The 15,666-nt window shown below is 39.1% G+C and carries 8 protein-coding genes; 1 reads left to right on the top strand and 7 read right to left on the bottom strand.

Annotation, left to right across the window (positions count from 1 at the left end; all coding sequences use genetic code 11):
* Positions 1-86 precede the first annotated feature (86 nt).
* The 6 genes from LNTAR_RS10905 to LNTAR_RS27545 all read right to left on the bottom strand — a co-directional run bounded on the left by LNTAR_RS10905 (position 87) and on the right by LNTAR_RS27545 (position 8,852).
* Entirely contained in the window at positions 87-1,427 is a 1,341-nt protein-coding gene (locus LNTAR_RS10905) for an IS701 family transposase (RefSeq protein WP_274377922.1), read from the bottom strand.
* 126 nt (positions 1,428-1,553) lie between these two features.
* A complete protein-coding gene (locus LNTAR_RS10900) occupies positions 1,554-3,089 on the bottom strand; it encodes a transglutaminase-like domain-containing protein (protein ID WP_007278754.1) in 1,536 nt (511 codons plus the stop codon).
* 17 nt (positions 3,090-3,106) lie between these two features.
* Entirely contained in the window at positions 3,107-5,191 is a 2,085-nt protein-coding gene (locus LNTAR_RS10895; RefSeq protein WP_007278753.1) for a chitobiase/beta-hexosaminidase C-terminal domain-containing protein, read from the bottom strand.
* 3 nt (positions 5,192-5,194) lie between these two features.
* Positions 5,195-6,982 (bottom strand): cell division protein ZapB, encoded by a 1,788-nt coding sequence (locus LNTAR_RS10890; RefSeq protein WP_007278752.1) that lies wholly within the window; start codon positions 6,980-6,982, stop codon positions 5,195-5,197.
* Positions 6,982-8,388, bottom strand: coding sequence for an autotransporter outer membrane beta-barrel domain-containing protein (locus tag LNTAR_RS10885; protein ID WP_007278751.1), 1,407 nt, complete (start codon positions 8,386-8,388; stop codon positions 6,982-6,984). The genes LNTAR_RS10890 and LNTAR_RS10885 overlap by 1 nt, the downstream gene beginning before the upstream one ends.
* Positions 8,389-8,621: 233 nt before the next feature.
* Positions 8,622-8,852: a hypothetical protein gene (locus tag LNTAR_RS27545; RefSeq protein WP_162026390.1), complete on the bottom strand. Its 231-nt coding sequence runs from the start codon at positions 8,850-8,852 to the stop codon at positions 8,622-8,624.
* Between the two features lie 155 nt (positions 8,853-9,007).
* On the opposite strand from LNTAR_RS27545, the gene LNTAR_RS10875 reads away from it, so the two are divergent.
* Positions 9,008-9,394: a hypothetical protein gene (locus tag LNTAR_RS10875; RefSeq protein WP_007278749.1), complete on the top strand. Its 387-nt coding sequence runs from the start codon at positions 9,008-9,010 to the stop codon at positions 9,392-9,394.
* 8 nt (positions 9,395-9,402) lie between these two features.
* Here LNTAR_RS10875 and LNTAR_RS10870 read toward each other — a convergent pair whose 3' ends face one another.
* The gene (locus LNTAR_RS10870) at positions 9,403-15,645 is read right to left on the bottom strand and encodes a hypothetical protein (protein ID WP_007278748.1); all 6,243 of its coding nucleotides are present in this window, start codon (positions 15,643-15,645) and stop codon (positions 9,403-9,405) included.
* Positions 15,646-15,666: the final 21 nt, after the last annotated feature.

The raw sequence follows: 15,666 nt of genomic DNA, 5'->3' as shown, positions 1-15,666 counted from the left end.
AAATCATCTGATTTAAACAGCAGGAAGCCTTCCTCTATCTTGATAGAAGAATTTTTGTAAGATTGAGACCGCTTGAATTTTAATTATTAATGTGGAATAGCATCCCGACTGGCATGATCTATACTTTTTTGCCGTTTTATATGCCTTACCTCCATTTGAACACAGAATTCTTCCAAGTTCGTTACTTTCTTGGGCATAAGAAACTCCATAGCTCTTCTAATGTCGGCACAAGATAAAAGAGGCAAGGTGTCTTTACAATCCATACGCTCTTCCATTAAAAATAAGGTAGCGAGCATGCAAAGGCTCATATGGTGATAAAAACCACGATATTTCCTGACTTGGTATTCATCCATAGCCACTTCATTTTTATTGTCCTGGAATGAACGCTCGATCCAGTAGCGTTGCCGATCCATTTGAATCATCTCCTGAAGCGTTTTTGAGCTTGCTGTGTTGCTTATTGTATAAGTGTAATCCTTCAATGAAGTAGTTTGATTATCTCTACAAATTATTAAATCCCACTGTTTTACTTCGCCCGATTCGTCATCATGCAGCCACACTTTTTTTTGGAATGCCTGAACCTTTAATATGCCTTTGGTTGTACTTCTAATGTCAATATCTTCCCAAAGATTTTCTTTAATGGATTCGGCGATACTTTTTACTGTCACACTCAAAGTTTGTGCCCGTAGTTTTGTGGGCTTACGTCCCTTATTAGACTCTCGCTCAGGGAGTTGAAACAAAGGCTCCTCAAGATAAACGTGAATACTATTACGCATTCGCCCCATGACAACTTCCCCTAATTGATCGAGTCTATTGATGAATTTAAAGCTACTCCCATAAAGTGCATCAACTGCAATGAAATCATATACAATACCTTGCGTTCGGGCTTCCATAACGCTTTCTATTGCGAGTTCAATTTTCGTTTTGAATTCTTGTTCATCTTCGGGAATCCCAGCACGATTACAGCGTTCTTTATCTTCGGTCCAGCACTCAGGGAGGAATAACCGGCAGTCAATCAAACTGTTATATGCTCCGCACCCCAAGGATGAAAAAACCGCAACTTGTCCATTGTCTACTTTACCCCGACACCCGAGCCATTGACGTGATACGCCAACAGAGTGCATACCTTTTTTGACGAATGAACTTTCGTCGATATAAAAACCTATTGGCAGTTCGCTTTTGTTGGAGTAGTCCTTCAGTTTACGATTAGCCCTCAAAGCTATTTCAGTCATGAGCTGATTGTGACACCACGGTGATTTAGAGATGAATTGACGAAGTTGTTCATAATTTACGGCGGGGACGCTTTCTTCGATACGCTCTATATTACCTTTCTCGGAGGTAAATAAACCTCCTGTATACATAGACGCAAGTTCATTTGAATCATGAGTTTGTGTCTTAAATACAGCTTTGAAATTATCTAGAAAACCCAATAATCTATTGGGGATTTGACTTAATAATGCTATATTGTCTTTATGCTCATTAGCAGGTGGGGCTTGGGGTCATTTTCGATCCTTTTTTTTGTTGTAAGTGTTTCTTTTTCATGATTTTACTATACTTCACAACCTTGAAATTTCGACCTCTTTTGAGTGCCTTTTTAAACTCCCCAAAGTAGTATTATTATTTGAAAGGTTAGACCCATCAATATTTCTTAAATAACCTCTGTATGTTGAAATATCCACTCTAATTGGTGGCGAGTAGTTATACTTTGAATATGGAGTTTTAAAATCTGACTTAATATTTCTGTAGTCATTGTCAATCATTTCTATACATGGCCTATAATCGTCAACATAAACACCAAACATTTTGTATAGCTTTTTTGTGTTTATGTAAGTTTTTGAGAGCCATTTGGTTCCAATTAAAGCATCCATCAAAACAGAAAAATGTTTTTTATTTTGATCATCTGTGGATGCTTGATCTTTAATCGCTAACAAGGCTTTTTCTATTTTATTAATTTTTTCTGTGGTATTCCCAAGTGGATTTACACATAGATATACAACATCACGAAAGTATTTAAATGATTTTTCTCTAGGTGCATGATATTCATTGCTAAAAACAGGTTTGTAATAACCACCGGATGAACTTTCAGAAAAATATTCTCCCGTTACATAGCCTAATTCTTGGAAGTCATTTTGAATAGAATAAACAGTAAATTTTGTTTTTCTTCGATCAGAACTCACGTATGTAGTTGTAAGACCAATGATTTTATCAGATACAGTAGGTAAATAAATTTTCACTTTTTGTAAAAGTTTATCAGAATTGTAACCATTGGGGTATGTTTCCACAATGGTGTATGACATAAGATGCTTAGGAAAAGAATTATAGTAATTTATTGAAGGTTGTTGGTTATTATTTTCTAACTTAGTTGATAAACTTAGAGGATATAAAAAAAGCTTATTGTGTGGTTTTTTGTTAGGTGCCAATAATTCCTTAAAGCTATAAGCGTTATTTTTTACATATTCACTTACATGCTGAGAAACCAATTCAACTGGATCGATATCATTGTACGATTTGTTGTACTCAGAATAATCAAAAGAAGTCACATCCGAAAAAGGGACATCAAATTTAAAAATGGTCTTTTTACTTTTAAGCTTTTCTTTATCTATATGCAGATCCAAAGGAATCCATTCTAATTTTATTTCCTGTGAGGAAATACTAAGTCCACGATATGCGTAAACATTTAATTTGACTTCAACCCAAATCTTGTTTAAATCAGAGTCGTATGCGTACCTTAAATTTTGTAAATCTCCATCTGCGTTAAAGCCAGCAGCTTTCAATAAAGTAAACAATAAAATATTTTGATCATAGTAGTTTCCATGTCGAGCTTCAAGGACAGAAATTGCGCTACGCATGGATTTTGTGTACTCCTCAAATTCAATATTTTGTCGTACAAAGTTGAATATTTTCAAAGGATCATGCTCAAGATTTTGAACCAGTAATTCTATTTCAGAATTTGTATCCTCGGGGCTGAGTTCCTCAAAAATACCCGTATAAACGTAATCATCTATAGGATTGCCATTTTCATCTAAATTATCTGTTGCTTTTAAGTTTAAGCAAAATGATAGTATAAATAACAGAAATAGTTGTTTTAACATTTTATTCACTCCCCTCATTATTTGGCCATTGCCTGTAAACAAAGAGCTGTAAGATAAATATCTCCCCAGCTTCCGTTAAGTTCTTGTTTTGAAATTAAATAATTTTTTGCATTATTTAATGCTACTGTGTTCAATGGCATATATAAAATTGCTCCACAGGTATCTAATAAACTGTTATCATAAGAACCATTTGATTGTTGTACAATAGTTTGAATTAAGCTATTGGCAGAAACCAAATTCGACTCTTTTAAAAGATCATAAGCTAAAGCATTTAAGTATACTGAATTAGAACCACCTGCAACAAATGACAGCCCGTCGCCTTGGCTAGAAGCAAAGTACTTGTTGGGAATAGCAATATGATTTAAACTTATACTTTGATCTGAATCTAGTCCGTTAAGTGACTGTAGAGCCAATAATGTCGTGAGCGTGTCAGGCTGAAAGTTAGTGTTTAAACCCCAGCCTGAATCATTGGTTTTTCTAAATAGTAAGAAATTTTTATAATATCCACTTTTTATGTAATTAGAATCTGCTGAGAGAGTAAATAAGATCCGACTCAGTGAGTCGTTATCTGAAGAGTCTTTAGATATTAATGCATTTAAACCTAGATAATAAGACAGATCATATTCACCATATGCATCTAAAGTTTTCAATGCCTCACTTGTTAAGACAAAGTCCAAGTTCTCCTTGTCTTCAACTGACCAGAGTCCATTTGTCATCTGCTTGGCCTTTAACCACTTTAAACCCCTATCAATTGATGCGGCAATCGTGCTTATCGAGGCGTTATTTGAATAATTAATGGTCATCAAATCAGGGTTAGTAATCAAAGATTCCTCACCTTTAGAATCTAAATATGATACAGCATAATAGTAGTCTATATGTGGAGCTGCTTCAGAGTCTGAAAAGGTCGTTAATGATGTACTTCCTATAAACAGGTTTTGAGGGGCGGTAATTGAATTACTAAAAGCCTCTTTTAAGATATTTAATTCAAGCTGATTGTCGGCCCTGTAAACTTTATATTTCGTAGCCTCAGCTAGAGCTCCCCAAGTGAGTTTTACATTGCCATTGTATGTGGGATTAGAAATACTGGTCAAAGCAGCTTTACTTTCATAAAAACGGAATGAACGACTGTTAATAGATTTTTCTCTATTACCATTTGGATCAATAAAATAATAATAAATTAGTTTGTTATCACTAATGTTAATCGAGGTTTCACCGAGGGCAGAAAAGGTGTGTGATTCTCCAGGTACTGGTGGATAACCGTTAGTTGAGTAATAAATAGTATGATCTGGTGCGGCCGTAAGCTCTAATGTTTGTGCACTTGTATAAAATCCGCTTTCTAAATTGGCCACAGTATTAACTAAGCCCTCAAGCAAGTCGTATTTAAGATGATATATATTTTCACCTTCTTCATTGCTGGCAATCAATAAAAAGTCATACGTGCGATAATCTGGATCGCTAAAATCAAATAGAATGCCGTTAGGTGTTAATTGGAAGCTAATAGTAGATTCCTTATATTGATCACCTACTCGCTCCAGCAGCTTTACCGAATTAAGTTCAATTGCACTTGTGAGCCCTGAAAAAGTAAATATGTTCGCTTGAGTTTTATTATAATTATAAATTTTTTCAGTCGATGGTGGGTATGAATCTATTTTTGCAGTGTTTGCTGAAAGATAGGCAGTAACCTGTAAATTTGAACGAACATTAGTAATTAGGTTAGAACTTGTCTGAGTCCCGTCAGACCATAAAACCAATGAATATCCTTCTGGAGGAGTTACAACAACAGACTCTGCATCCAGCCCCTCAAAAACCTCCTGCTCAATTTCTCCCTGAAGTGCGCCATTATTATTATAGGTATTAAATACAACATTGTAATAGTTGCCTGCTCTGAGTGTGAATCCAGAATCAGATGTAAGAACAGTATTGGGCAAAATTTTTATTGCTTTGTTTGTTCCTATTATTCCGTGAGTAGTATTAGAAAAACTTGATGCCGTAATATTTACATCTTCTTTAAGAATCTGGTGGTAATGATTATTTATGGTTTGATTATTTATTTCTAGAGCTAGAACTTGAAGACCTAACAACAGTGTAAATATGTATTTCACGGTTTATTTCCCCTCTAGTTTTTGTAAAATAGATTGTATCTGTTTTTGGTTGTTTTCGATGCTGTGATCGAGTTTATCTTTGAGTGTATTATTCTCTTTTTTGAGCTCGATGATGTAGAGGCTGAGTTCTTCAATTTTTTCCATTTGGGCTGACATGACTTTGGCCATATCGAGGCCGTCTTTTGCGATGTCCGCAGCTGAGGGCACGCCGGGCAGGTGTTTGTGTTCTTTGATATGGTTTGCCATTTCCGCAATGGTGGGGAGTTGATAGTCATCGGCAAAAACGTAATCAGGCCAGGCCGACTGAAGCTGGACATTCACTTCATTAGTGCGAATGCCATTGGTAACGCGGAGCTCACCATTGATTTGGAGCTTATTATTATCAAACTCACCGTAGATGAGGGGGGTTGCTGTCGCATTATTGTCGATATAGAGTTTGTTAGAACCGGTTTCGTTGGCTCCAACATTAAAACCGATAAAAACATTATTTGAACCAGTTAAATTATGGTACCCTGCACTTACACCTAAATAAGTATTTTGAGAACCGATCGTATTTTTCCAGCCTGAAGTATGGCCGATAAAACTATTACCAGTTCCCTCAGCATTAAAACGTCCCGCTGCACGCCCTATAAAGGTATTTAAGTTTCCTTGATTATCATAACCCGCATTAACCCCCATGAATACATTATAATCACCTTCGGTACTATTTTGACCTGATTGTGAACCAACAAAAGTGTTTTCTTTACCATTGACATTTAGGTAGCCAGACTGTTTCCCTATATATGTATTGTGATTTTGTTTACTTCTCTCACCTGCAGCATAACCAATAAATACATTAGCATTACTCGTCTGATTATCTCGACCAGCATTCGAACCTAAATATGTATTGTTAGTCCCCGTAGTGTTGGAGAACCCCGCAGAAAACCCGATAAAAGTGTTATAATCTGCACTTGTATTTCTGTCACCCGCAGAACGACCAATGAAGGTGTTTCTAAAACCAGTGGTATTATTTTCACCTGCACCACGCCCGACAAAAGTATTTTCATAACCATTACTATTGCTGACCCCTGCTGATAAACCTAAAAAAGTATTATGGTAACCAGTCGTATTATTTAAACCAGAATTCAAGCCAAGAAATGTGTTGTAATAGCCAGTCGTATTACGATGCCCAGAGTTTTTACCGATAAAAGTGTTGTACCTGCCAGTGGTATTATTTTGACCAGCTAAATTACCTATAATTGTGTTAAACTGTGATACGTGAATCGAAATATCATCCAAATAAACCTTATCATCATCATTTCCACCTTCACATTCAAAGCGAATTCTTGATAAATCAGAAAAAGTATAAGACGAATCAATCAAAATCACTTCAGCATCTGTGAAACTACCATTGGTAAAATCATTGAGGTCAAAAGATTTCACCACGACCCAGTTTACACCTCCATCCGAAGAATATTGAAGGTTAAAATGTTGCGTGCCCGTGAAGCTTCGTACGTAATACTTGAAATGAATTCTCAGCTTATGATAATGTTTATCTGCCAAATTCATATTACTTGTGAACTGCGTAAAGGAACTAGCTGTATTATCTTGTATTTTTAAACTTCTTGTACCGCTGTAGACATAACTTGCATTAGTAACTAATCCACAATCTGTCCCACCATCACTATAATTTCCAAAAGTACCGTCTTCAAAATCATCGAAGTAGAGAAGTTTCCAGGATGTATTGAGTTCAGTTTCGTCAATTATCGCATGAGCTGAAAGTGCTGTGAGTAAAAGAAGTAAGTAGCGCATTATTTATTCTCCAATTTTTGCAGGCGTTCGAGAATCGAGGGCAGAAGTTCTTTGGTGATTTCAGTGTTTTCGCTTTCTAACTTTTGATTCTTCTTTTCGAGCTCGATGATGTAAAGGCTGAGTTCTTCGATTTTTTCCATTTGGGCTGACATGACTTTGGCCATATCGAGACCGTCTTTTTCGATTTGCGCTGCGGAGGGCACGCCGGGCAGGTGTTTGTGTTCTTTGATATGGTTTGCCATTTCCGCAATGGTGGGAAGTTGGTAGTCATCGGCAAAGACATAATCTGGCCAGGCCGACTGAAGCTGGACATTTACTTCGTTTGTACGGATGCCGTTGGTAACGCGAAGTTCTCCATTGACTTGGAGCTTATTATTATCAAACTCACCATAAATGAGGGGCGAAGTTGAATTGGAATTTTCAATGACAAGTTTATCGGAAGCTTGAGTATATGAGGAACCAGCATTAAAACCGATAAAAACATTGTTATAGCCATTATTATTAGAAGCGGATGCATGACCAAGATATACGTTGTGATTTCCAACTATATTATTAATACCTGCTGCACTACCCACAAGTACATTAGCGAAGCCAGTGGTATTTTTAAAACCGGCATAACGCCCTATAAAGGTATTGCTACGGCCTGTTGTATTATAATAACCAGCAGTTTTGCCTACACAAGTGTTAGCGAAGCCTGTAGTATTTTGTCGTCCAGAGTCATGTCCTAAAAACACATTTTCATTGCCTTTATTATTAAATCCCGCATTAACTCCCATGAGTAAATTGTAACTCCCTTCGGTACTATTGTAACCTGATTGAGACCCCACAAAAGTGTTTTCTTTACCGCTTACATTTAGATATCCTGAACTTTTACCTACATATGTATTGTGCCCAAGTTTGCTTCTCTCGCCTGCGGAAGAGCCAATAAACACATTGTTACTACTCGTCTGATTATCTTGACCAGCCTTAGTACCTATATATGTATTTTTAGTCCCAATAGTGTTGGAAAACCCTGAATAAAACCCAATGAAAGTATTATAATCTGCGGTTGTATTTTTATCGCCAGCGGAAAGACCAATGAAAGTATTCCTGTAACCAGAAGTATTACTTTCACCTGCACCGCGACCAAGAAAAGTATTTTCAAAGCCGGTACTATTACTGACCCCTGCTGATAAACCTAAAAATGTATTTTGATGACCTGTGGTGTTTTCCAGTCCTGCATTGAGGCCGATAAAAGTATTGTTATATCCAGAAGTTGTATTTTTTCCTGAGGCTACACCAAAAAAACTATTCATATCTCCAGTGGTAAGACTTACACCTGAATTAGTGCCGTATTTAGTATTGCTTTGTGCGAACAAACAAAGGGGGGTAAAACTCAAAATTAGTAGGGGTATATATTTTTTCATTGTCATAGCCTTAAAATATAGTAATAATTAAAATAATGGAAGATATTATAACTATTTACGAAACTGGCTACACAGATCTGTCGTTGTAATAACAATTTTTACAACAAATTAATAATTAAATGATTTATGAGGTTATCGGAGATGGGAGGATTGAAATAGTGCCAAGCGGGAGCTTGGCGATCCCAGGGGGAAGAAAGGTTTGAACACAATTGCCAAGTTGGAGCTGGGCGGTCCTAGGGGGGAGGAAGGTTTGAACACAATTGCCAAGTTGGAGCTGGGCGATCCCAGGGGGAAGAAAGGTTTGAAACCAATTGCCAAGCGGGAGCTTGGCGATCCCAGGGGGAAGAAAGGTTTGAAACCAATTGCCAAGCGGGAGCTTGGCGATCCCAGGGGGAAGAAAGGTTTGAAACCAATTGCCAAGCGGGAGCTGGGCGGTCCCAGGGGGAAGGAAGGTTTGGACGCACGCTAAAGCGGTGGACTACATACTTTTGCCCGTAGTTGAAAAAATTGTGGAGGTCGTTTTATCACATAAACTATGGATGAGAGAATAATTTTCACTAAAAACCTTGTTTTTGTCTTCTCAATAAGTAATTTCCCACAATTAATCTAAGAGACAGAAATGAATTTCCCCAAGCCCCATCAAGGACTCAGTCAGTTTAATGCTGGCGACGAAGTGAAACGCCTTGGCTTCACCCTTCCTGAAGAATCGTATTACGAAGTTATCGAACCGAACAATGATCTCGTCCGCAGTTTAGTGACTGGGGAAGAGTCGTGTTTAAGTGGAAGTTATTTTCTCAGTTTAGAAGATGCTGAACTCTTACCTGAGCAAGCCATTGATTTAGAAGAGGCAGAGGCTGGTGAAACTTATTATCATGCTCATACTGGCATCACTTATCAAGTGGCTCAAAATCAAGCCAACTCAGATACCGTCAATATGATTAACCTTGAAAGTGGCGACCAGAGCCTCTTCCCTCGCTTGGGCAATGCGCAATTTTATAAGTGCTAAACCTCGTATCACTTCCCTTTACCACCCAATTTCACTAGCATTCCTAAACCGGTCAAGAAGCTCAAAAATAAGAGTAAGCCACTTGAACTGGTGTTGGAGCTTTTGATGCTTTTTGTTTTCTCGGAAGTTTGGAACTCCACAATCAAGGGTTCTTCTCGATCAATGAGCATTTCTCGATGAAATTCTAAGTGTTTCCCGTGCTTAGGTAGATTCACGGCTAGTGCTTGCACTCGTTTACGAGCTGCCTTTTGGCGTGAGAAGATTTTTTCACCAATACTTCCCAAAGCCGAAGAATCATTCTCTTTTAAGCTCTGCTCTAATTCCCTCACATCACTTACTGAGTAATTTTTATTAAACTGCAAGTCTTTGCCCGCGAGCAACAAGTTTTCACGACGGTTATTAATCGCCATTTGTGCCTGAGTTCGCCAAAGTCGATTTAATTGCATCTTGGCATCTTCTTGCTTGCCTTTGTCATCTAAACTTTCCTCAACCACCTGCTCCAACTGGATTCGGGCTTCCACATTTCGACCCTGTTTACTGAGTTTCAGCCCCTCGTCAATACTCTTCTTATTATACGCTTGCCCTTGCTTGCTGACAAAATATTGATCTTCAAGATCTTGAGCACTCACTAAGTTGGCAATGGCGTAGGACTCGAGGTATTTCATATTGCCCGTAAACTTATCATACTTATGATTCTCAGGCATAAATAGATTCCAGCGCACTTGATTCAGAGGCAGGTCAAAAGCAGGCCCCACAAGCTTATTTGAACTTTGATTTTCATTGATGTAAAGAATATCAATTGTCACATCTCTTACTTTTGCACTCTTAGGTCTCGATTTAAGCGGAATCAGCACATGATCTGCACCTTGCATTGGGCGTACAGTTTCCTGATCAATATTCACATTGACCAAGCGTGATTTTTTAGGTAGAACGAGTTTGAGGTAGGGTTTTGTTCCAGGATCCAGAACCACTTTCAAGGAAGATATTTGTGACGCATCTATCCCCACTTGAGTGTTGATCTGTACAGATTTAATTTCTGCTGGTAAACTCTGAGCTAAGGACTTCACCTCTAGCTTCACTTTCATGCGACTCTCGGAACTTAAGCTCTTAAAGCAGGCTTTTGAATTGGCAATATCTTTGGGACTTCTCAAGCTATCGATTTCACGGAAATCAATTTTCTTTATGCCCTGCTGATTTTCATATTTCAAAGAAATATTTGACGCCGCATAAAAAATTAGATGTCCCATTTGTCGTGAGGCTCCCACAAGTTTGAGGGGGCTGATTTCCATCGACTTATCACGCAATTCCTTTTGCCAGTTAATTTCGAAGCTTAACTTACCAATTTGCGGGCTCAGCAAATCCAGTTCCCAATTCTTCTTATCAATTGTTCTTAAGCGCGCAATATTTTTGCCGCGAATATCTAAGTTATCTAAAGCTTGAGCACTGATAAACTTCAAAGTTTTCACAGGAGAATTTTCGATGTGCACATCCATTTTCATCATGCCTTTCACTAAATTATCTTCGAGGCGCATCGTCTGCATATATTCACATTGACGGCTCGCTTCTAAACTCTTTTTCAAGAAAGTCACTTCCCAGTCTGAAGTCAAGAGTCGTAAATTTTGACTGCCATCATCGAGTTGCTTGGGAGTTGAGGTATTTTGACTCTCTAAAAGTTCTAGCTTAAAACCTTTCTCAACCGTCACTCGCAGAGAACCCGTTTGGCGTCCACCACCCATGAGGCTAATTTGAGGAACTCGAGGTTTTAGAGGGATCTCTGGTACGATTTTGACTAAAGATAACTGCACCTTTAATTGACCGAGGAGTTTGGCATTTAAAAACAAGCTCAATAGCTTATCTGTTCCATCTTCTTCCACATCCCAGTAGGAGAGACTTTCGCATTGCACATTCTCTACTTCGTAATCTTGCGGAACTCGCAACTGGAGTTTAAACACTCCACTCTTCTTGACATTAACTTGTAAGTTCGAATTTAAACTGAGGCGATTGGACGATAAATGAAACTGGTGATCTCCATAAAGACTATACTCCGCATTCACTTTCGAAAGCGATAGGCTTAAGCTTGGTTTTTCTGAACTAAATTGCCAGGCAGACAAATCGGATTCGGGTTCAGTCGCAAAATCAATTTGAGGACGTCCTGATAATTTTCGACAGTTTTTTGGATCTTCCACTCGCATGGCCATGCCCAACTTAGATGCAACAATCATGCGACCCCGAACCGATCGCGCCCCTTCTAAATGAGCTAAATGAACCTGAACTTTTTGCGGAAGTCGCAAATTAGTTCGTCGGCTAGTGATTTTGAAGGAGATATTTTTCTCGTTCTCACTATTGGGGAAAATCAGTTTTAAATCTCGTTTCTTCGCATCGTAATCCCATAATACTTTCTTTTTAGAATCTAGACTTTCCACTGACTCTAACTGCCAGTGCTCTGGCATGACTAAGTTCACTGAAGGTAAAATCCCATTCATTAAGCGTAAACGGTAGTTCTGCTCTAAACTCAAGACTCCCTCTGAGGCGATCAGTTTCACTTCTTGCTCTGCGTAAAAATCTGGCTGGGTCAAATTCGCGTCGAGAGTTTCTCGAACAAATTCTTTAGGCATTACCCCCACAAAGCTAAACTCACAGGATGCAGCTAATTCCTTGCGGAGAAGCATTTCTTTACTAAGGGCTTGCCAAGCTTGCCCTGGTAAAGATAACTTGACGCGCTTCACCACTGAATTAGGCAAAAAGTTCCAATCAAACTTCAATTTTTCGCTGAAATAAGCCTCTTCATTTTTTAACTTGGCTTGGTTCTCTTTACTGTAAGCCACCGCCTGAATCACATAGCTATATTTGAGCTTCATCCGACTCACTTTTTCATTGAGAGTTAAACTCAAGGCTCCTGATGGATGCAGACGACTTTTCGCCAACTTTTCATCAAAAATCAAATCACTCATAATAGGCGCCCATTTAAAACCCTGCTTAGATTTTATCCTCTCGGGAATTAAGTGAAACACATCCCCTTTGACGCCACTTAAAAAAGCCTCTACTTCAACATTTATACTGTGGTAAGAAGACTTATCTATACTCAAGTTCACATCTGCTTCTGAGAAGGCTTTGGGAAGAGGAATCGGCAAACATTTGATTGGCTTCACCTTCAACTCTTTTGCTTCAGCATCAGAGATGGGACTCAAGCAAAGACTGATCAGCAACAGGGAGGCAGCTGACTTGGTGAACAAAGCTTTGAGGTGACGTCCAGAAAACAAGGCAAGGCTCGCACCAATCAATAAGGGCAAGAAACTTAAATAAACTAACTCGCCATAAGACCAAGTTTGCACCGTGTAACTGACAATCACAAACGCCACTCCCAATAAAAGTGCCTGTCTTTTAATAAAGGCAGCTAGGGCTAATACTCCTGCCACTAACAACATTAAGTAATGATTGATTTGCGCTCCGCCAGAACTCACTTGACTCAAAGTTTCAACTTGAGCTTTTATGTAGGGCTGAGCTAACTCTTTGAGAGACATACTCCTAAAAGTATACACTTCCTGTGGCAACTGAACCCCATGATGAACTTCGATACGTATAGTGGACATATAGACACAAGTAAAAACTCCCGCAAGTAAAATAATAATGACTCGAATCATGCCCGCTTTACCTTTAAAGACTGGGAAGAAACTTAAACAAAAACAAGCGATCATCACAATGAATAAACTTGGGAGGTGAAGTCTTTTCATCACGCCCTTGAGAGAATCAAGCCAGCTGGATTTGCCGCCTCGTTCATAATGCCCTTGAGGTAGAATATTACTTTCAATATTGCTGAGAATATAATCTTTGGGCAAGTTCAGCTCCCACTCAGAGTGAAGCGTAACTGCATCCACTTGCGGAGCACTTAAATTGAGATCTTCTGCCAAGTCCAAGGCCTTTTGTTTGCTTGTCCAAGTCAACTCAACTTTCAAAAGCTTATTGGGATCTGTATTGCGCTTTAAGGGAATCAATAATTTCTCGCCATCTGCAATAACTTGAACGACCTCACCTTCCACAAGACAGCGCCCCAAGAAGCTGCCCTCTTTCATCATCAGCGTCAAAAATTGTTTATTGCGATTCCCCACCATAAACGTCGCTTTATGGCTCGCTGAACCATCTTCAAGCAAAGTACTTTTTAGCACGGAACTCGCTATCACATTGCCTAATAAATCCACGTCATCTAATACATTCAGTTTCACCTTAATGCGATGCGGAGAAGCCGTGTAGCGAAAGACGTCGATGAGTGGATTTGAATGCAATAATTGATATGCCTCAGGCAAAAGCTTTTCTTCAATCTGAAAAACTGCGTCCTCTGAGCTGAAACTTTGACTTCTAATCGTATTGGAGCCACTTAAGGTGATGTAGCCGCTCTCACTTTCCGCATTCAGAAGACTCACTCCCCCACAAGTTAATTCCGCATCCTTAAAATTACTGGGCAAGTCGTAGCTGAGTAAGAGGTTGTAATTCCCCGAAATTCTTTTGTTTAAAAACACTTCATAAGTTCCCTCACTCATTTTTTTGAGCTGTGGTCGGTGATCACCTTCAATCTCAGGGTTTTTAATTTCTTTGGGGATGGCCAGTAAGAGGCTATTTGTGGGTGCTGCCGAAATTTTCATGGTGAATAATGAACTCACATAAACTGCACTTTCCCCTAAGGAATACATGTGCAAGGCTTCCGCTTTTATGCGAGGCTTTAATTTTTTAACACTGAAATTTGTTCCCCAGCCAAACTCTCTAAAACGCCAAGTGGATTGTTGATTTTTAACGCGTTGGGCAACGGCCTCTTTGGGCAATTCTAAGAGTCCCTTGACTTCTTTGAGTTCCACCGCAAAACCTTCAATCGCCCCCACATTTAATAAACCGCGTTGCGAACGCACATCTAGGCAAGTCACACTCGGATATTCTAAATCTTCGCTCCACGCCTTAACAGCACGTTCTTGCTCAATCGTAATATTATGACTGCCGCGCACCTCAGGTAAACGCACTCGCAAGACTCTATGCCCGTCAACTTGCTCGATTTCATAAGAGCTGACCCCTTTAACGGAAACAGGAATGAAATCTCCCTGCAAGCGAAAACTCAATTCATTCAATGGCGCTTCACGAACATCCAGTTTAAAACTCGACAAGTGGCGCACGTCATTTTCTTGAACAAATAAGTCGTGATTTGAACTCACATCGACGACTGGAGTAATCGCTTTTAGTTTTAAACCCAGCTTAATGGGCAAACTTGGGAAAGTATAAAGTTGCGCGCCCTTATTTGTTTTATTCTCCACGCGAATTAAGCCCTCGGTACTGGTGGTGATCACTTTAACGGGAATCATTGACCGCATGTATAAGTCACCCGAACTCTTAAGGACATTTTGCGGAATGGGCAAAAGTAAATGGTGCTCAGAAGGAACTTTCTCTACACTGATTTCCCCCTTGAGACGAACATTGATTTTTCTGTGTTCTTTAGGGCTCTGCAAGACCAAGAGTTTCACCCCTCCCTTGACTTCTTCTTTGACCTCAAAGCCTTCGGCCACGACATTTGTCAGGACAAAGCTATTGGGAACTTCAAAAACCAGCTCTTTACGTGCTCCCTTAATCACCGACCATTGATAAAGCGCATCTAACTGCAAAGCTCCCGAAACCACAAGAATTTGTGATTTGATTTTGACCACATCCAAAGCTTTGCTCTCAACTTTCTGTGCTTCCACTTGTTCCCAAGAGAAGGAAAAACCCTGCTGTAAAGGCAAGTTACCAGAGAAAATATTTTGATTATTTTCTCCTAGATCTGCTTTAATATCGACACCATTAAAGGTCATTTTCTTTAAATCTGTTGAATAGGCTAAGGTAAAAGGGCGCAAGGCTTGCATGGGTAGACTCATTCTTTGAGTCTTGTAGTTTATCCCATGCTTCTCTACTGATCCCTGATATTGAACTGTGTATTTCAGCGGCTTAACATTAGCTTTTAATTGCAGGTAATAGCGGTTTTTCTCGCGCGTCATTTCAAGGTCTTTATGATAGCTAAAGCTTTGAATCGACATGCCGCCGCCCAAGTCAAAACGATGACCTTTCATTCCGCTAATGAGGTATTCCGCCTCTATGTGGAATTGTTGTTCTTCAATGCGAAAATCGAGCTTCTGCACCGTCAGTTTATTAGTGATTTTTTCATCCTGACTCCAAGGCCAATAGGCATGGACATTTAAACAGAAACATAAACTGATCAATAAAAAAATTAACCTTTTCATCTCTTGACTCCTTTTATTAAA

This window comes from Lentisphaera araneosa HTCC2155 (assembly GCF_000170755.1).
Taxonomy (GTDB): Bacteria; Verrucomicrobiota; Lentisphaeria; order Lentisphaerales; family Lentisphaeraceae; genus Lentisphaera; species Lentisphaera araneosa.
Note: the sequence above shows the minus strand (reverse complement) of the source record. Positions and strands in the feature narration are given on the sequence as shown.

Excerpts from the sequence above, each read along its gene's own strand:
- LNTAR_RS10900 (WP_007278754.1), bottom strand. The coding sequence starts at position 3,089 with ATGTTAAAACAACTATTTCTGTTATTTATACTATCATTTTGCTTAAAC.
- LNTAR_RS10890 (WP_007278752.1), bottom strand. The coding sequence starts at position 6,982 with ATGCGCTACTTACTTCTTTTACTCACAGCACTTTCAGCTCATGCGATA.
- LNTAR_RS10885 (WP_007278751.1), bottom strand. The coding sequence starts at position 8,388 with ATGAAAAAATATATACCCCTACTAATTTTGAGTTTTACCCCCCTTTGT.
- LNTAR_RS10875 (WP_007278749.1), top strand. The coding sequence starts at position 9,008 with ATGAATTTCCCCAAGCCCCATCAAGGACTCAGTCAGTTTAATGCTGGC.
- LNTAR_RS10870 (WP_007278748.1), bottom strand. The coding sequence starts at position 15,645 with ATGAAAAGGTTAATTTTTTTATTGATCAGTTTATGTTTCTGTTTAAAT.